This is a genomic window from Parasphingorhabdus sp., from assembly GCF_965233695.1.
In the GTDB taxonomy this organism is placed as follows: domain Bacteria; phylum Pseudomonadota; class Alphaproteobacteria; order Sphingomonadales; family Sphingomonadaceae; genus Parasphingorhabdus.
Map to the genome: position 1 here is coordinate 1,884,030 of NZ_OZ247497.1, position 17,347 is coordinate 1,901,376.

The following is a 17,347-nucleotide window of genomic DNA, read 5'->3' on the forward strand; positions in this document are numbered from 1 at the left end:
GATTTTCAAGTTCTGCTCCTGGGTAACATTCGGGGTAACATTTTTCCAAATTCTTGAAAAGTACTGATTGGGAATTGGATAGATACCGCGGGACATTTGTAACCCGACATATTGCTGAATGTATGAACTTCAGCGCGCGTGCTTAGGCCCAACCCAATCAACGTCAACAGCATCGATTCCGGTCTTGAAACCTTCAATTATAACATCTTTATTCTCTTCTGGCATATCCAGATCTTGAAAATTCAAGCGCCACATCGTCTCATCTTCACACTGCAGCACGTAGTGCCGTGATCCCTTGATGAGTTTGCCAGTCAGCCGAAGACGGTTTGAGTTTGAATGGTTCATAATTTACCGTTCTCTGTCCTACAGCCGCGATTCTGTCCAGCGTGTAAGAACCTTCTTCACGTAATTCTGTGTTTCCCGGTACCGAGGAATACCTTTGGCTCGCTGCACCGCATTCGGTCCGGCATTATATGCTGCAAGCGCCAAGTGAATTCCCCCAAACTTATCCAGCATTTGCTTGAGATACCTTGCTCCTCCATCAATATTTGCAACGGGATTGAACCGATTTTTCACGCCAAGGTCAGACGCGGTTCCAGGCATCAACTGCGTCAGTCCGCCTGCACCAGCTGGACTAACGGCCATCGGATTGTATCGCGATTCCTGCCAAATTAGAGCGTCGAGCAACCCAAAGGGAAGGGCGTGTTTTCTTTCGGCCGCCCTGATGGAGCTCAGGTAAGTAGACCGCCTAGACGAGACCGATCGGCCTAGTCCTGTTAGTTTTCTCGGTTGTAGATTGGATCTGGTATCTTCATGATTTGTCGGTGCTCTAGTCACCGGCTTTAGCTGTTTTGCCGGCTGCCACATTCCATGCTGAAACAACTGGAACAGGGGTTTTTCACTTGCCGGTTGATCCAGAGATTCCCGTTCAGTGGGGGTATTGCTTCCTTGTAAACTCACATCCTGCGCCCAAGCTACGCTTGAACACAGCGCAATTGTAAGCAGTCCTATTGAGTGTTTTCTTGCCAAAATTCATATCCATCTTGCATCGAATCGGATGAGAACATAAATAGAACATATAGCTGTAGGAAAGTGTTTTCTTACATGTTTGAGAGGGGAGGCTGCCGGGAAGGGGAGAACTGGCGCAGATGCAAGGAACTCCGAAATGTCCCGTAACGTCCAAACTAATCCCACATCATCCCTCGAGAATACTGCCAGACAGATTTGTGAAAAATTTTCAGGCTATTGGAAAAATAGCAAAGGAATGTGCTGCTGCCCGGCACATGACGATAATACGCCGTCACTTGGGGTCAGTATCGGCCGAAACGCGATTCTTTTTCACTGTTTCGCGGGCTGTCCACAAAAAGACGTGATTGCGGGTTTTGAGCGCCAAGGTGTGCCCGCCCGCAGTCTGTTCAGCGGAAGCTCGATTTCAATTCCTCCCGCGCCAACTAAAGAGATAAAACCGAGCGCCAATGCTCAGCGGCTCTGGCGGCAGGCTGAGCTCCTGCAAGGAACTATTGCGCGGACTTATCTCGAAACGCGGCTGATTGATATGACTTCCCCTGAGTTACGCTTCCTCGTACGCACGCCTCTCGGTCCTAAAGGCCATGTCCGTTTTCTACCGGCTATGCTGGCAGCGGTGCGGACCGATGCGCATATTATGGCCATTCACCGGACTTTTCTGCTTCCCGATGGTTCAGGCCAGGCTGATTTTGTAAAACCCAAGCGCGCGCTGGGATCGCTCGGTACTGGAGCGGTGCGTCTTTTTGCGCCCAAAAATGGAGTTCTGGGATTAGCGGAAGGCACAGAAAGCGCCATGTCCGCGGCCCAGCTTACCGGCATCTCGACCTGGGCAACATTGGGCAATGAGCGCTTCGGGATCGTGACCATCCCGGAAAGCGTGAAGCAGCTTCATCTCTTCGTGGATCACGACGCTGGCGGCGACCTTGCCGAAGCCAAAGCCCGTGAACATTTCCAGATGCCTGGCCGGTCCATTATAGCGCGCCGGCCTGGCCGACGCGGTGATGACTGGAATAACGAACTGTTTCGAGCAAATGTGGCAATCACCTAACACCCTCCGCCTGTGACCCAGAGGAAAGGGGGCTTTTCCCTGATTATGCACGAGAAGGCCGTCTGAGGTCTGGCCGTGCCTAACGGAGGAAAGTCATTATGACTCTACAAAATGCGCAGTTGCAACTCGGCGATACACAGGATCAGGCAAGCGAAATAGTAATCAAGGCCGCTCACGAAATAGCAGGTCGTCTGGAGACAAGTTCCCAAGTCACACGAAAAGACATCAATGCGATATTCCACAAACTCACCGGTAGCAGCGATGCAGCGGATGGTTGGTCGGTAAAAATGTCCGGCTGTGCCATCGAGTTGGCTGAGCTGCTATGGCTTCGCGAGCATCTTAGTATTTCCCTCAATTCCGATTTTGCTGAAGCCGAGAAATGCTTCGTGGCCCTCGAGCAAGCGTTTCCTCCACAACATAACCGGCATGATGACCAGATTGCCCTCCAGCAGTTTTCAACGCCCACCCGGCTTGCCTGGGCTATGGCTTTGGCAGCGGGCATAAAGCCCGAAGATATCGTACTCGAGCCATCTGCCGGAACGGGAATTCTTGCCATTTGGCCGCATCTTGTTGGCGCGAAGCTGATCCTCAATGAAGTCGACGACCTGCGCAGTGCGTGTCTAAGTGAGCTGTTTCCAAGCGCTGCACTCTCCGCGCACGATGGCGAGCTGATCAATGAGTTGCTTCCATCCCGTCACAATCCAAATCTTGTTCTTATGAACCCGCCATTTGCGCGTAGCGCCGAACGCGGAAAAGATGGTCGTTCAGCCCTGCGGCACTTGCGTTCTGCATGGCGGCGTCTGGCGGTGGGTGGCCGGCTTGTAGCGATCATGCCTGATGGATTCAGCGCCGCCAAATTTGCCAAAAGCGAACCGGCATCTTGTGCGCTTCGTCTCGACGCGCGTATCATACGATCTTTTGCACGCCGGGGAACCGGCATAACGGTGCGTCTCGTTGTCATCGACAAGACCACTTCCGAGCAATGCGTAGAGCCAATCGACATCTCTGGTTTTGAGGGTTTGTACAGAGCCTGCTGTGCTTTGCCCGCCCGCGCTACCTCCAAACCAACTGCGCAAACTTCCAGGTCCAATGCAAAGCCGCTCGCGCTGGTATTGAGCAATCGTTCGAAACGCCCTGTCGCTCCGGTTGCAAAGCCCCTGGGCGGCACGCAAATATCCGAAAAACTCATCTTTGAGGTGCTCGAAGATGCTGCGCCAACACCGGAGCAAAAGGGCATTTATCTTGCCTATCGGCCAAGCAGGATAGCTATCGCAAAGGCTCCCATTCATCCGACCCCGCTGGTTGAATCGGTGGCGATGGGGTCGGTTGCTGCGCCGGTCCCGCAGCATCAGCCGGTGGTTCCGATGGGCTGGCGGGAGAAACAGCTTCTTTCCGATGCGCAGTGCGAAACGCTCATCTACGCAGTCAATGCCTTCGCCCGCGATCTTCCCGGTACTTACAGACCGATCAACAAAGGCTCCGGGCTGGAACCGTCCGAAGAGGGATTTCGCTACCGCACGGGCTTCTTTCTCGGGGACGGAACCGGGGCAGGCAAGGGCCGCGAGATTGCCAGCGTCATCATGGACCGTTGGCTGCAAGGCCATTGCCGCCATATCTGGATAACAAAGAACGAGACCTTGCTCGAGGACGCCCGCCGGGACTGGTCAGCCCTTGGCGGGCTACCGCTTGATATCCAGTCGCTATCGGGCTGGAAGCTGGGAAGACCGGTTTCAATGTCAGGCGGGATTTTATTCGTTACCTATCCAACGCTGCGGTCGGGCCGGATGGATACGACAAGGCTTGATCAAATATTGGGATGGGCAGGCGAGGAATTTGATGGCGTCATCGCCTTTGATGAAGCCCATGCTATGGCGAATGCATTAGGAGGAACGGGAAGCCGCGGTAAGATCAAAGGATCCGAACAGGGCATTGCGGGTCTGCGGCTCCAAAATCTTCTTCCCCGCGCGCGGGTATTATATGCATCGGCAACTGGAGCTTCGGATATCGCAAACCTTGGTTATGCGGCGCGCCTTGGTCTTTGGGGACCGGAAACCGCCTTTCCAAATTATGATAAGTTTCTAAGCGATATCCGCGCCGGCGGTATTTCTGCGATGGAACTGGTTGTGCGCGATCTTAAATCCCAGGGGCTTTATCTCGCCCGCGCCTTGTCCTTTGCGGGCGTTGAATATGAACTTCTCGAGCATGAACTTACCACAGAGCAGATATCGGTTTATGATAATTATGCCGGGGCATGGGCGATTATTCACAAAAATCTCGAGGCCGCGCTCGAAGCCACGCGGATCGTTGATGAGGATAGCGGTGATACGCTTAACCGAAATGCCAAGGCGGCGGCGCTTTCGATATTCGAAGGTACCAAACAGCGCTTTTTCGCGCAGCTGCTTTTGTCCATGAAACTTCCCAGCCTGCTCCCAGCGATCGAACAGGCATTGGAAGAGGGACATTCCGCCGTTGTGCAGCTGGTATCAACCGCCGAGGCCATGCTCAACCGCAGGCTTGCCGATCTGAGCGCTGAAGAACGCGAACAGCTTGATATCGACTTGTCCCCGCGCGAATATGTCATTGATTATCTGGCCAAAAGTTTTCCGGTCCGTTTGATGCAGGTGTTCCGCGATGATGACGGCAACTTGCGATCAGAACCTATGTCCACTTCGGAAGGCCATCCGGTGCTTTGCCCGCGCGCGGTTCAGGCAAGAGACGCGATGATTGAAAAGCTTTGCGCGCTACCGCCTATTTGGGCGGCGCTTGATGCGGTAATTGAACGTTTTGGAACAGACCATGTTGCCGAAGTGACGGGTCGGACCCGCAGGCTGGTAAATGGCAGCGACGGACGTCAACGCGTTGAACGCCGCACGGCGCGGTCGAACTTAATCGAAGCCCAGAGTTTCATGGACGGCGAGAAGCGCGTGCTGATATTTTCCGATGCAGGCGGGACTGGCCGGTCCTACCATGCTGATCTTGATGTGCAAAACCAGCAACGTCGCGTGCATTTCTTGCTTGAACCGGGCTGGCGGGCCGACAATGCTATACAGGGTCTGGGACGCACCAACCGCACCAATCAAGCGTCCGCGCCGCTCTTTCGGCCCGTAACCACTGACGTCAAAGGCGAACGGCGTTTTATCTCCACCATCGCCCGGCGGCTCGATAGCCTTGGCGCATTGACCCGCGGCCAAAGGCAGACCGGCGGGCAAAACCTGTTTAATCCGGCTGATAATCTTGAAAGCGAATATGCCCGCGACGCGCTCACTAGCTGGTTCCACCTGCTCTATGCAGGCAAGTTGGAGGCCGTATCACTGGACCGTTTTCAGGATGTCACGGGCCTTAAGCTTGAAACACCCGATGGTGATCTGGCTGAAAAACTGCCAACCATCCAGCGCTGGCTAAACCGGATATTGGCACTGCCCATCGCTTTGCAGAATGCAATATTTGATGAATATCTGTCGCTGATCGAAGCCCGCGTCGAAGCGGCGCGTGAAGCGGGAACTTTGGATATGGGCGTGGAAACCATTGCGGTTGATAGATTTGAAATTGTGTCGGACAAGCTGCTCCGAACGGATAGCGTCTCTGGGGCAACCACGCATCTTGTGACGTTGGAAACACAGCGCCCGCTCAAACCGCTTCGCTTCAAGCGGCTTTACAAGCTTTACGATTTCAGCCTGCCGCAAGTTCAATTATTACGCAATGCGCGCTCCGGGGGTGTCGCCCTTTCTGTTCCCACCCGGCGTATGATTACCGATGAGGGCGAGACAATCGAACGTCGCCGGCTGATCAGGCCGCTAAAAACGGTAAACTGGACACTCGAAGCATTGTCGGAAAGCCTCTGGGAGCAGGTCGATTTCAAAAGCTTCCGACAACGCTGGCTGGATGAGGAAGAACAGGCCGCGTCAGAAACGGCCCATGAACGCGTCCATCTTGCCACCGGATTGCTCTTGCCAGTCTGGAATAAAATTCCAGGAGAGTTTGTCCGTGTCACCCGTATTGCAGCACACGACGGGCGTTCAATCATTGGCCGCGAAATTTCCGAACTTGATATGGCAGATCTTGCTCGCGCCTTTGGTCTCGACATGAGCCAGACAATAAATCCTTCCCGGATTGCGGAAATGGTGATGCAAAGCGGCAAGCCGTTTTCCGTTCAAAGCCATGATGACCTTATGGCCAAACGCTCACTGGTCAATGGCAGCCAGCGACTGGAACTGACGGGCTTTTCAGCCCAGCGGCTCGTCTGGTATAAATCCAAAGGCTGTTTCACCGAGATTATCCGCTACCGCACGCGCCTATTCGTGCCGGTCAATGAAGCAGCGCAGATACTGGAGAAACTGACTGCCTGAGCGCTGTCGTTCTCCCTCAATCTCAAACCACCAGAAAGCGAACGCGGGATCTCTAAGAATAAGAGGGGAGGAGGCTTGGCTCTTTTGAACCCGGTTTTGGCGATGGTCGCCGAAAATCGTTGGTTCGTTTCTTCAGGAGTTAAAAATGTTCAAATCTATTCCACTCAACAAACTCGTTGAATCCAAGAAAAATGTCCGCAAGCGGTCTGATCCCGCAGCCGATGCATGGCTGAAGGCGGATATTGCAGCGCGAGGATTATTGCAAAACCTGGTCGTCAACGCGATAGCCCGCGGCAAATTTGAGGTCACGGCAGGTGGTAGGCGTCTTAAACAGTTGAAGGCTCTTGCCAAGGACAAAGCGATTAAGAAGACCGAGCCGATCACATGTCTGGTCAAAAATGGCGAAGCGCATGAGATCCGCGAAATCAGTCTGGCTGAGAATTTCCAGCGGGTAAAACTCAATCCAGCCGATGAAGCCGAAGCGTTTCAGGATATTGTGAATGAGGGCGCAAGTGTTGAAGATGTTGCCATTCGCTTTGGTCAGACTGTTCGTTTTGTCGAAGGGCGTTTGCGGCTCGCCAAACTTGCACCAGTGGTTTTTGAGGCTTTGGCAAGCGGCGACATCACGCTTGATATTGCAAAAGCTTACGGCGCGACCTCGGATGTCGAACGTCAGGCCCAGGTGTTCGAGGAAGTCTCGGGAGCTTATTATCAAATTACACCTGACAGCATCCGGCGCATGGTTCTCGATGCCAGCGTCCGGGCCAGCGATCCCCGCGCTATCCTGGTTGGACGCGATGCTTATCTCGAGGCAGGCGGCAAAATCGACCGGGAACTCTTCGATGATGATGAAAGTGAAAGCTGGGTTGACGTTTCTCTTCTTGAACGTCTCGCCGCTGAGAAAATGGAATGGCGGGCCGATGAGATCAAAGACCAGCATGGTCTCGCCTGGGTAAAACCGACGCTTGATTGTTATGTCTCGCATGAGCTTGTCGAAGGCTTGAACCGGCTTCCTACCGAGCTCGAACCGCTTGGTGAGGAAGCCATCGCGCGTCTGTCTGAACTGGAAATCGAATATGACGGCGAAGCTGTCATCCTCGAAAATGAAGACAGCAGCGAAGATGACGTTTTCGCAGCCGAGAAACGAGTGTCGGAAATCGAACAGGAAATGCGCTTACTCAATGATCGCAAGCCAGTTCTGGCAGATGAGCTTCGCAGCGAAGCTGGCGCTTTTCTGGCGCTTGGCAATGACGGGGTACCAACATTGGTTCCGCAATATTATACGAACAAGGCTGATGTCGGGCACGAAGATGAGGGCGTTGAGCTGGTCGAGGAAGGCGAGGCCGCCAAACCCAAGCGCGCAGCGCTTTCGAAACGCCTTGTCGATGAACTGGCGATGCAGCGGCGCGATGTCTTGTCGCTTCATGTGGCCAGCGATCCGGCGCTCGCGCTCGATTTTATGATCTTCACGCTTGCGGATAGCGACAGCCATGACTGGCGGGCACAGGAGGCATCGACGCTCAAGGGCCCTGTTGCAAATGGCCCGGCGCATAATTTTGAAGCAAAGGACGCACCGGCAAGTGCAGCCCTGGCGGAATTGCGCGGATCGCTGGATGAAAGCTGGAAAGCTGGCACTACTGATGTTGAGCGTTTTGTGGCATTTCGGGCAATGAGTGATGAAGCGCGCAGTGCGTGGCTCGGCCATGTAGTCTCGCGAACGCTGGTTGCAAGCCTGAATGTTGAAGGCGACCGGCAAGTTTCACTGCACGATTATCTGGGCGGTATCTTGGAAATCGATATGGCGGCTTGGTGGCGTCCGACTGCGGCCAACTATTTTGACCGTGTACCCAAGGCCAAAACGCTTGGCGGCATGGAAGAAGTTGGAGGCCGAGAACTTTCAAACCGCTACGGCGCATCCAAAAAAACCGATCTTGCAGCAACGGCCGAGCGCATCTTCTCAGGAAACTTCATTGCAGAGGCTGAAGTCAAACAAGCCGCTACGGGGTGGATTCCAGATGCAATGCGCTTTGCTGATCCGCTAGCGGTTGATGAAGTTTTAGAAGATGAAGCTTCGGAAGCTGGCGCATCAGAAGATATTCCAGAGATAGCCGATAAGGCTGCCTGATCCTCCTCCTGACAGGTGGTCTTCTGGCTGAAGCGGCTTGCCTCTCGAGGCAAGCCGCTTCTTTTCGCGTAAATCTCATAATTGGCGATTACCGAGCCGCGGCCAGTTGACGGGCTACTTCCAACAGTGATGCAATTTCAATGTCCGCGGAATGGGGATAACTTTCGGACCCTGGATATATGACAAGTTTCCGATCCGGCTGTATGTCATCACAAGCGTTATAAAAGCCTCTTTCCAATTTTGGAGTCAAACTGCGCTTGATCTCTATCGCCCATCGTTTGCCTGTGGGCAGCGTCAGAAGCAGGTCGATTTCTGCTCCTGCCGACGTGCGATAGAAATTAGCCAGCGTTGCTTCGGGTGCGGCAGCGATCAGGCTTTCAATAACATACCCTTCCCAGCTGGCTCCGGCGACCGGATGGCCAAGCAGGGCTTCGAGACTGTCTATGCCCAGTAGCGCGTGAACAATGCCGCTATCACGGACATAGACACGCGGAGATTTGACCAGTCTTTTGCCAGCATTATTGTGCCAGGGCTCAAGACGCCGAACGAGCAGCAAATCAACCATCAAGTCGAGATAGGATGCAACCGTTTTTCCATCGACTCCCAATGACCTTGCGAAGTCGGCAGCATTTAACAGGCCGGACTGATGATGCGCGAGCATGACCCAGAAACGCCTGAGTGTCTCAGCGGCAATTCTCGGCCCCAGTTGCGGGATGTCACGCTCCAGATAGCTACGGATAAAATCCCTGCGCCAGCGCAGGCTCGTCTGATTGTTTTTGGCAAGATAACTGTCCGGGAATCCGCCCCTTACCCAAAGTGCGTTCAAATCATCCGGATTAACTTCCAGCGGGTCAAGTGGACGCATTTCCAGATAGGAAATACGGCCGGCCAGGCTTTCACCCGACTGGCGCATCAGATCCAGAGATGCTGACCCTAACAAGAGGAACCGGCCTGTGCGCCTTCCTTTTTTACGTCCTTTGTCGATCAATCCGCGCAAGTTCTGGAAAAGATCCGGAACACGGTGAACTTCGTCGAGGATTACAAGCTTGTCCTCATGATTGCCAAGATAAAGCTCCGGTTCTCTTAATCGGGACCGGTCAGCATCCGATTCCAGATCAAGATAGATGGATGGGCCGCTTTCACCAATTTTCTGCGCTAGAGTCGTTTTACCCACCTGACGCGGCCCAAGTAAGGCTACTGCTGGACTTTCATCCAGTCTTTCGAGCAAAATATCGTGGATTCGGCGGTTAATCATCCTTGCATTTATGGAGTACAGTTCCAGAATTGCAAGTTATATTGTTAGTCTGACTTCCTGATGAGAGAGGAGAGGGGGCTTGGGCCTGTCTGATCCGGCAATTTTTGCTGGATATATTCAGGAGAATACACATGCCCAAAAGATCATATCGCTCACCGAAGATATCGCCAGCCGCAAGGATCACCGCCGCGATCATTGGAAAACTGGAAGCTGGAACAAAACCCTGGATCCAGCCTTGGAGAGGACTTCCAGTCTCACGGCCCTTGCGCAGTTGCGGCACGCCCTATCGCGGGATGAATGTCTTCTGGCTTTGGATGATGGCGCAAGAAAACGGCTATAGCGCTCCATACTGGATGACCTACCGGCAATGCGCAGAGCTTGGCGGTCAGGTTCGCAAAAGCGAAAAATCGTCCATCGCCATATTCTACAAAAGCTACACCAAAGAAGTCGAAGCAGCGGATCATGGTGAAACGCAGGAAGAAACCCGCCGCGTTCTCAAATCCTATGCCATTTTCAATGCAGACCAGTGCGATGGATTGCCCGAACGCTATTATCCTGAGACCGACATCCAGGATGTTGAACCCGAAGGACGTGAAGCAGCTTTCGATGCATTTTTTGAGAAAATCGGTGCCAAAATACGGGAGCAGGGCAGTTCGGCCTTTTATGAACCTTTACCCGATCGCATCACAATGCCGCCAGCGTCTCTATTCGATGGCTATGACCATTTTTATGCAACATTGGCCCATGAACTCTCGCATTGGACAGGACATAAATCTCGTCTGGACCGCGATCTCAAAAACCGTTTTGGCAGCGCCGCCTATGCTGCAGAAGAGTTGGTAGCTGAACTTTCAAGTGCGATTTTGGGTGCTGAACTGGGGCTGCCAGTTTCCCATCTTGATAGTCACGCGAGCTACATCGCGCATTGGCTCAAGTTGCTCAAAAAAGACGACCGAGCAATGCTCACCGCTGCAGCGCGGGCGGAGGAAGCCTCAAACATGCTCCTGCGCCTCGGAGGCCATGAGGCCGGTGAGTTTGACGCTGGGCGTAGCGACTTGGCCGATGCCGCATAATCTAACCGAGGAGAAATATCATGGGACGCAGTGTCAGCTATCCCACCGGCGCTATTGTCGCATATCGCGCGCTTGAATGCGAAAACGACGACGACTGGGATTGGATCTATGAGGAATTGGTGGAATTTGTCACATATTGCGCAAGCCATGCTTTTCCGTCGTTAAAAAGCCATGAAGGATGGCGCGGCCGCGAGGACCGTATCTTGCTGCGCAATGCCTATGCTGATTTGGGTGTTTCCTTATATGGCTCCCTCGCTGCTATCTGGCTGGTGGCGCGCGATGATGATCGTTACTGGGACAGTGATATGAATTGCTCCCGGACCGGACGAACTGACCGCTGGATCGCCCAAGTCGAAACCCGGTTTCTGGAAATATTTAGCGAATACCGCTGCGTTGGCAGGTTTTCCAATGGCGAAGCTATTTATGAGGCTGTTCAAGCGGTATGAACCGACATCATCGGGTCATCGGGTCATCGGGTCATCGGGTTTAAACTTGCAATATTGCAAATGAAAGTATATAGAGTAAATCATTCATAGGAAAGGAACGTCAGTGGCCAGTCGTGCGCCGAGTGTTAAAGAAAATGATGACAAGTTGCTGACCTCTGCGATCAGTAAAATCGCAGCATTTTGGGGTTTGAGCAATGTCAAACTGAGTTCAGTTCTGGGATTATCCGAAGCAACCATTTCCCGGCTTCGTTCGGGGAAGACATTTCTTGATCCTGCCTCCAAATCTTTTGAAGCCGGGCAATTTCTCGTGCGCCTGTTCCGCAGTCTGGACGCGCTCATGGGCAGTGATGATGATGCAGCCAAATCCTGGCTCGCATCGCATAATCTTGATCTTGAAGCGCGGCCGATTGATCTTATCGACAGTTTCAAGGGACTTTTGACGGTATGTGACTATGTGGACGCCCACCGCGCTCGCGTCTGAATTTCGCCGCTACCGCAAAACCGTTTGGCGGGTGGTTGAAGCGCAGCACCGGATATCGACCAATCGTCTGGCGGAAAACTTCGAAGATCAGGTACGCCTTGAAGAGCTTGCCGAAGAAGCAAAGCCGGACCTTCCCAAGTCTGCACAAGGTCTGCATTATCTTCTCGCTTCACCCTTTCGATACGGTCATAAAAGCCCAAGCCGGTTCCGGCGGGCGAACGAGCGTCCCGGCATATTCTACGCCAGCGAGGCCGAAGCCACAGCGATTGCAGAGACCGCCTATTGGCGATTGCGCTTTTTCAGCCGGTCACCGGATTTTGTGCCAGGCAACCGGACCAGCGAGCATCTGAGTTTTTCCGTTGCTGTTTCGACCTCACGCGCAGTTGATCTTTCCAGGCCGCCATTTGACGCGCGGGCATCAGACTGGATGCATCTGGATGATTACAAAGCCTGTCAGGATTTTGCCGACGTTGCTCGCAAAGCAGATGTGCAGCTTATCCGCACAGTCTCGGTGCGAGATCCGGATGCTGGATATAATAGCGCGATATTTGACCCGTCCATATTCGCCGGGAAGACACCGGATTATCGCCAGACCTGGCATTTCCGTTTTGAGCAGGGGCGACTGAACGCCATTGCGGCTTTTCCGGGCGGGGGAAGCTACGCCTTTGAACCGGAGATTTTCGGGCTGCCAAGATCGCCTGGACATTGATCCCATAATCTCCTGCTTGTCGCCGGAGCAACTGACCGCTTTTTCTCCTGCGCAAGAGAGGCCCTGGACCATCAGGGCTTTGACGCAACCCCGCGAGGACTGCGGCCCGTGTGGCCCGCGCCAGCCTTGTCTCGCGAGGTTCCCCGCCTGTCGGCGGTGCGTCATGCGCCCTGACGGTCCTTTCGGGCTCTTGCGGGATAAAGCGGCAAGGTGCCGCACATCTCCCGCATATCAGGAGAACATCATGGACAATATATTCAAGCAACAACTCGCTGGTCTTGACCTTTCCGGTCTCACAATCAGCAATTCCCCATTCACATCTTCGGATTTTCCAGCTCAGGATGCTATCTCGCAGACACTTAAAGCTGTTTGGTCGGATTTGTTTGCTGTCTTTACCGATACCGCTCTTGAAGCCGACGCTGAAGATATTGGATGGGGCTTCGTCAATCTGTTCCACCGCGCAGCGCAGCGTAAATCAGCGCAGCTTGACCGTGCATCGGATGAAGTTCGGGCACTCATCGCATCCGCAGATGGATCAGAAGTGCATACCAGCAACTTGGAAGAGCAGATTGAACGCGCGCAAGCGGCAGAAGCTTCCATGATCGCATTTGAAGAAATGCGTGAAGTTGCAGCAGCGCTCTACCTCGATGAAACGCATAGCTCCTGGAAGCCGGTTTCCAGTTCCCGAGCCAATCACGGGGCGATGCTGACCTCTGCCGTCATTCAGGGCCGTGACTTTCTGAAAGCACGCAGCCAGTCCAGACGCAAAGCGCTGATGCCCGAGGGTACGCCAATCATCTTTGCTGGTGGCCGCACCAAGCAAGACAGCACCGAAGATGCGAAGAGTTTTGCCAACAATGTCTGGGCCACACTCGACAAGGTGCATAACTCTGTTGCTGACATGGTGCTGGTCCACGGCGGCGATGGCAAAGGTGCTGACGGTCTAGCCGCATCTTGGGCTGAGCGTCGCGGCGTCGCGCAGCTTACCTTTTCACTGGATCGCCGACTGGGCGCACGAGCCGGGTTCAAGCGCAACGAGCAAATGCTTGGACTAAGACCTCGCTATGTGATCGCATTTCCCGGAAACGGAGTGTTGGAACGCCTTGTGATTGAGGCAAAATCACGCCGGATCACTGTCGTTGATCGCCGCGGACCGCTTGGTAGATGTCCCAGTTAAGAAAGGTCGATAGGCTAGTTAACTGGTCCAGTTGTCCGCCATCATCCGGTTGGCGGATATTGGGCCGATAGCGGTCAGTCCGCTTGTACAACGCTCAAATGCGAAAGCAGTCGTTCAGTTCACGCCCCAAAGCGGGCATTGACATTGGGTCAGCAACGATCCGAAAACGGACTTTGAATGTATTCGCTTGATCAACAAGTCGCCAAAAACGGTTTCTTTCTTGTTAGCGTCCTACCGACAAGCTGTCGCGTTCGTTCAAAATGTTAGGATCGAAACCAGCGAGGCGTTTGTAGCCGTCGGCTATCTCGGCTCGCTCCGAATGCGGGAAGACGGCTTCCAGGTCTTTTCCGGAGTCACCCAATCTTTCTTTCGCAATATCAAGAACACGGTCGGGGCCTTGCTGGCGGTTCATCAGGACAATGCGAGCGGTGGCTTCGCGGCGGTCGTCTTCGTAGCGGGCCAAAGCCTCGTCTACGCTGGGCGCGGTCGCCAGGTGGAAGGCAATGGTTCGCGCATCGAGTATGCCCTGTGTCGCGCCGTTGGAACCTATCGGATACATCGGATGCGCAGCATCGCCAGCCAGCGTTACACTGCCGAAGGTCCAGCGGGGAAGCGGATCTCGGTCAACCATTGGGAATTCGTATATTTGCCCCGATTGCTCGACGATCGCGGGCACGTCTACTTCAGACCATTTCCATTGGGAAAATAGAGGCAGAAAGTCCTCGCGGTTGCCAACGCGGTTCCAGTCACGGGGCGGCGCGGCGCCATCATCCGTCACCTTGACATCACAAATCCAGTTCAGTCTCGGTTCTCCGGTTTTCGGGTCATTGCCGATTGGGTAAGCGACGAATTTCTGACCGGACCAACCCGTCCAAAGCATCGCATTGCCAAGCGGCCCCTCGACCGGCGAGGTTGCTCTCCAGAGCGTGATGCCATTCCATTTCGGTTCCCCTTCATCCGGATAGAAATGACGCCGGACCGCCGAGTGGATGCCGTCGGCGCCGAGGATAAGGTCGGCTTCGATTTCGTGTTCCTGTCCTGACCGCCGGTCGCGAAGGAGTGCGCGAGCTGGTCCGCTTTCTTGCTTCAGAGCAACAAACTCCTGCCCCATATGGACAGCATCATCGCCGAGCCGTTGCCGAACCTTCTCGAGCAGGAACATCTGAAAGTCACCGCGATGGATTGAAATTTGTGGCCAGCGATAGCCGGCAGAAAGTCCGCGCGGCTCATGCCAGACCGGCTGGCCATCGGAAGTGAGATAATGCAGGTCATCGATAGCGACGCCGATTTCGAGCAATTCCTCGAGCAACCCCAATTCAGCCAGTTCCCGCACGGCATGGGGCAACAGATTGATCCCGACGCCAAGCGGTGCGGGCTCGGTAACGGCTTCGTAAACCGTTGATTTTATGCCGACGGCATCAAGGCTGAGTGCTGAAACCAGTCCGACAATGCCCCCGCCAATGATTGCTACGTGCATGGTCATTCTACCTCGTGAATATTTAGTCGCACTTGTGAGCCGATCCGCTCGCCGTCAGAAATTGCCAGCCGGTTGTTCAGGTGGACGAGCGCTTCACCGTCGGTTCGAAACCGGATTGCAGTGCGAAAATAATAATCGATTGGATCCACCGGCTCGCCCCGAGCCAGCTTCTGCAAAACAGCTTGTGACCCGTAACGAATGCCATTCGATGTAACTTCGACCCTGCCTTCAGTGAATTCGAGAACGTAGCGCGCCGAAATTTCCAATGTGCCGTCGGGGGCAATTTCCTGCCAGTCGGCGCCGCCGGGAAGGATGGTGCCCTGATATCGGCCCGATACTGTCCCTCCGATGATCGGTATGCACCGCCGGGCTATCCCGTGAACAACACTGGCATTTAGCGGTTGCGCGACCTCAATCTCCAGACGCATGAATGGTTCAATCGAAAGTCCGAAGCCATGTTGTGCCACTATTTTCGCTCCAACGGGATCACCGCCATGGTAAGCCGGGACAGGCACACCAGTTTGCCATTTTCATCCTCAACCCGGATGCCCCATATCTGGGTTGTTCGTCCTAATGATTCCGCTTGGGCTTTCGCCTCAACGAAGCCGGATTTTACCGGACGCACATGGTTGGCGTTGATTTCCAGCCCGACCGCAATTGATTGTGAAGGGTCGAGCGTGAGATTTGCCGCAATGGATCCTGCCGTCTCGCACAGCGCGACCGAAGCACCTCCGTGGAGGCGTCCGTGAATTTGGCGCGTCCGGCGGTCGACTGGCATCCGTGCTCGCACCCAATCAGGGCCAGCGGCGACCACTTCAATGCCGAGATGGCTGGAAAGAGAATCCTGCTCGCGCTGATTCAAGGTCGCTATATCGACCTCTCCCTCGTGCCAGATTGTGGCTTCTCCCATCAGGTGGATTTCGACTGTTCGGGCGTGAACTGAACAGGCATGGAGATGATCGCATTAAACCAGACCGAACGGAGCCATTCGGGTTCCTCTGAAGGGCGGATGTCGGGCAAGCGGGTAACGATTTCCGTGATCAGTGCGCGTAACTGCATCCGGGCGAGGCGTGCACCGACACAGACATGCGGACCAACCCCAAATGCCAGGTGCCGTTTTGCATTGTTTCTGTTGATATCGAAACTGTTAGGCTCTTCGAACTGGTCCGGATCGCGATTGGCGGCAGCGTATGACAGATATATCTTGTCACCCTTTTTGACCGGCTGTCCGCCAATTTCTGTATCTACCATTGCGGTTCGGCAAAAGTTCGTGGTGGTTGAAGTATAGCGCAGCACTTCGTCGATGGCGTTGTCGATATGCGCATTTAAATCGCTTCGCAAAATGTCATATTGGTCCGGGTTCCGCGCCATCAAATTGATGAAATGCGCTGCGGTGGAGCGCGTGGTCTCGTGGCCTGCCATCGCAAAGACCAAAAAGAACTGGTTGATCTGCATCGGATCGAGGTTGAGCGTGGTGTCGTTGACCATGGCGCTCATCAGTCGGTCATCCGGATTGTGCCGCTTTTCCTCGGTGAGTTCCTGGGCGATCGCGAACAGGCCAATTGCGGGATCGAGTGAGTGGCTGGAGCGCGTTTCCGCATCGGCCAATGCGTTGCCATAATCGGCGACCTTATCGCGATAATGCTCAGGAATGCCCATTAATTCGCAGAAAGTATAAATCGGCAGGCGTGATGCGACGTCAAACACAAATTCGCATTCTCCGCGCTGGGCAACTGAATCCACAATTTCGGTTGCAAGTCGATCAATCTGTGGTGCCATATTATTCAGCGCCTTGGGCATGAAGGGCGGCATGATGACGCGTTTGACGGCTTTATGGTCAGCAGGCTTCATCGCCATGAAGTTGTTGCGCTGTCGTTCCAGCTCTTCACCGTCGAAATTCCACACCACGATACCCGCTTCGTATGAACTAAACCGTTCCTGATCCATCGAAACATCGGAAACATCCTTGTACCGGGTTAGCACCCAGAAACCCGTAGTTTCCGTTGTACCGGGCATGGTTGTTGCGTAATCCGGGTTAGATGAATTCCAGTGCACCGGATCGGTCTCACGCCATTTGGCGAACAGGGCGTGAGGCGGTCCCTTTCCAGCAGAAAAGATATCGGGATCGAGGATGTTGTCGGGCAAGGTGGAAACGGTCATCTTAATTCTCTCCCAAAAGCTGAATTT

General features: G+C 54.1%; 14 protein-coding genes and 1 pseudogene. 8 read left to right on the plus strand and 7 right to left on the minus strand.

Going from position 1 to position 17,347, the window contains the following annotated elements:
• Positions 1-129: 129 nt before the first annotated feature.
• Positions 130-345, minus strand: coding sequence for a DUF5818 domain-containing protein (locus ACO6S1_RS09005; RefSeq protein WP_422345973.1), 216 nt, complete (start codon positions 343-345; stop codon positions 130-132).
• Between the two features lie 18 nt (positions 346-363).
• Positions 364-756, minus strand: a pseudogene (locus tag ACO6S1_RS09010) (lytic transglycosylase domain-containing protein); the annotation flags it as partial.
• 409 nt (positions 757-1,165) lie between these two features.
• Between ACO6S1_RS09010 and ACO6S1_RS09015 the strand changes: the two are divergent.
• From ACO6S1_RS09015 to ACO6S1_RS09025, 3 genes are all read left to right on the plus strand, one after another.
• On the plus strand, positions 1,166-2,074 hold the full coding sequence (locus tag ACO6S1_RS09015; RefSeq protein ID WP_422345974.1) for a DUF7146 domain-containing protein: 909 nt from the start codon (positions 1,166-1,168) through the stop codon (positions 2,072-2,074).
• Between the two features lie 98 nt (positions 2,075-2,172).
• The gene (locus ACO6S1_RS09020; protein ID WP_422345975.1) at positions 2,173-6,420 is read left to right on the plus strand and encodes a strawberry notch-like NTP hydrolase domain-containing protein; all 4,248 of its coding nucleotides are present in this window, start codon (positions 2,173-2,175) and stop codon (positions 6,418-6,420) included.
• A 145-nt stretch (positions 6,421-6,565) separates the two neighbouring features.
• Positions 6,566-8,545 (plus strand): ParB/RepB/Spo0J family partition protein, encoded by a 1,980-nt coding sequence (locus tag ACO6S1_RS09025; protein ID WP_422345976.1) that lies wholly within the window; start codon positions 6,566-6,568, stop codon positions 8,543-8,545.
• 88 nt (positions 8,546-8,633) lie between these two features.
• Here the strand turns inward: ACO6S1_RS09025 and ACO6S1_RS09030 are convergent, their stop codons facing one another.
• Positions 8,634-9,800, minus strand: a complete 1,167-nt coding sequence (locus tag ACO6S1_RS09030) for an ATP-binding protein (RefSeq protein WP_422345977.1) — start codon at positions 9,798-9,800, stop codon at positions 8,634-8,636.
• A 131-nt stretch (positions 9,801-9,931) separates the two neighbouring features.
• Between ACO6S1_RS09030 and ACO6S1_RS09035 the strand changes: the two genes are divergently transcribed.
• The 5 genes from ACO6S1_RS09035 to ACO6S1_RS09055 all read left to right on the plus strand — a co-directional run bounded on the left by ACO6S1_RS09035 (position 9,932) and on the right by ACO6S1_RS09055 (position 13,683).
• Positions 9,932-10,870 carry an ArdC family protein gene (locus tag ACO6S1_RS09035; protein ID WP_422345978.1) on the plus strand — a complete coding sequence of 313 codons (939 nt, stop codon included), beginning with the start codon at positions 9,932-9,934 and terminating at the stop codon, positions 10,868-10,870.
• A 20-nt stretch (positions 10,871-10,890) separates the two neighbouring features.
• Positions 10,891-11,316 carry a hypothetical protein gene (locus tag ACO6S1_RS09040; RefSeq protein ID WP_422345979.1) on the plus strand — a complete coding sequence of 142 codons (426 nt, stop codon included), beginning with the start codon at positions 10,891-10,893 and terminating at the stop codon, positions 11,314-11,316.
• A 103-nt stretch (positions 11,317-11,419) separates the two neighbouring features.
• A complete protein-coding gene (locus tag ACO6S1_RS09045) occupies positions 11,420-11,797 on the plus strand; it encodes an MbcA/ParS/Xre antitoxin family protein (RefSeq protein WP_422345980.1) in 378 nt (125 codons plus the stop codon).
• The gene (locus ACO6S1_RS09050) at positions 11,769-12,506 is read left to right on the plus strand and encodes an RES family NAD+ phosphorylase (RefSeq protein ID WP_422345981.1); all 738 of its coding nucleotides are present in this window, start codon (positions 11,769-11,771) and stop codon (positions 12,504-12,506) included. Before ACO6S1_RS09045 ends, ACO6S1_RS09050 begins: the two co-directional genes overlap by 29 nt.
• Positions 12,507-12,750: 244 nt before the next feature.
• Positions 12,751-13,683, plus strand: a complete 933-nt coding sequence (locus tag ACO6S1_RS09055; protein WP_422345982.1) for a DUF2493 domain-containing protein — start codon at positions 12,751-12,753, stop codon at positions 13,681-13,683.
• A 223-nt stretch (positions 13,684-13,906) separates the two neighbouring features.
• Here ACO6S1_RS09055 and ACO6S1_RS09060 read toward each other — a convergent pair whose 3' ends face one another.
• The 4 genes from ACO6S1_RS09060 to ACO6S1_RS09075 are packed head-to-tail and all read right to left on the minus strand — an operon-like array spanning position 13,907 to position 17,320.
• Positions 13,907-15,166, minus strand: a complete 1,260-nt coding sequence (locus ACO6S1_RS09060) for a flavin-dependent oxidoreductase (protein WP_422345983.1) — start codon at positions 15,164-15,166, stop codon at positions 13,907-13,909.
• On the minus strand, positions 15,163-15,627 hold the full coding sequence (locus tag ACO6S1_RS09065) for a DUF3237 family protein (RefSeq protein WP_422345984.1): 465 nt from the start codon (positions 15,625-15,627) through the stop codon (positions 15,163-15,165). Before ACO6S1_RS09065 ends, ACO6S1_RS09060 begins: the two co-directional genes overlap by 4 nt.
• Positions 15,627-16,070 (minus strand): PaaI family thioesterase, encoded by a 444-nt coding sequence (locus ACO6S1_RS09070; protein WP_422345985.1) that lies wholly within the window; start codon positions 16,068-16,070, stop codon positions 15,627-15,629. Before ACO6S1_RS09070 ends, ACO6S1_RS09065 begins: the two co-directional genes overlap by 1 nt.
• Positions 16,070-17,320, minus strand: coding sequence for a cytochrome P450 (locus tag ACO6S1_RS09075; protein ID WP_422345986.1), 1,251 nt, complete (start codon positions 17,318-17,320; stop codon positions 16,070-16,072). Before ACO6S1_RS09075 ends, ACO6S1_RS09070 begins: the two co-directional genes overlap by 1 nt.
• Positions 17,321-17,347: the final 27 nt, after the last annotated feature.

What these genes read in the sequence shown, in the direction of transcription:
- ACO6S1_RS09005 (WP_422345973.1), bottom strand. Translation starts at nt 345, where the DNA reads ATGAACCATTCAAACTCAAACCGTCTTCGGCTGACTGGCAAACTCATC.
- ACO6S1_RS09015 (WP_422345974.1), top strand. Translation starts at nt 1,166, where the DNA reads ATGTCCCGTAACGTCCAAACTAATCCCACATCATCCCTCGAGAATACT.
- ACO6S1_RS09020 (WP_422345975.1), top strand. Translation starts at nt 2,173, where the DNA reads ATGACTCTACAAAATGCGCAGTTGCAACTCGGCGATACACAGGATCAG.
- ACO6S1_RS09025 (WP_422345976.1), top strand. Translation starts at nt 6,566, where the DNA reads ATGTTCAAATCTATTCCACTCAACAAACTCGTTGAATCCAAGAAAAAT.
- ACO6S1_RS09030 (WP_422345977.1), bottom strand. Translation starts at nt 9,800, where the DNA reads ATGATTAACCGCCGAATCCACGATATTTTGCTCGAAAGACTGGATGAA.
- ACO6S1_RS09035 (WP_422345978.1), top strand. Translation starts at nt 9,932, where the DNA reads ATGCCCAAAAGATCATATCGCTCACCGAAGATATCGCCAGCCGCAAGG.
- ACO6S1_RS09040 (WP_422345979.1), top strand. Translation starts at nt 10,891, where the DNA reads ATGGGACGCAGTGTCAGCTATCCCACCGGCGCTATTGTCGCATATCGC.
- ACO6S1_RS09050 (WP_422345981.1), top strand. Translation starts at nt 11,769, where the DNA reads ATGTGGACGCCCACCGCGCTCGCGTCTGAATTTCGCCGCTACCGCAAA.
- ACO6S1_RS09055 (WP_422345982.1), top strand. Translation starts at nt 12,751, where the DNA reads ATGGACAATATATTCAAGCAACAACTCGCTGGTCTTGACCTTTCCGGT.
- ACO6S1_RS09060 (WP_422345983.1), bottom strand. Translation starts at nt 15,166, where the DNA reads ATGACCATGCACGTAGCAATCATTGGCGGGGGCATTGTCGGACTGGTT.
- ACO6S1_RS09070 (WP_422345985.1), bottom strand. Translation starts at nt 16,070, where the DNA reads ATGGGAGAAGCCACAATCTGGCACGAGGGAGAGGTCGATATAGCGACC.
- ACO6S1_RS09075 (WP_422345986.1), bottom strand. Translation starts at nt 17,320, where the DNA reads ATGACCGTTTCCACCTTGCCCGACAACATCCTCGATCCCGATATCTTT.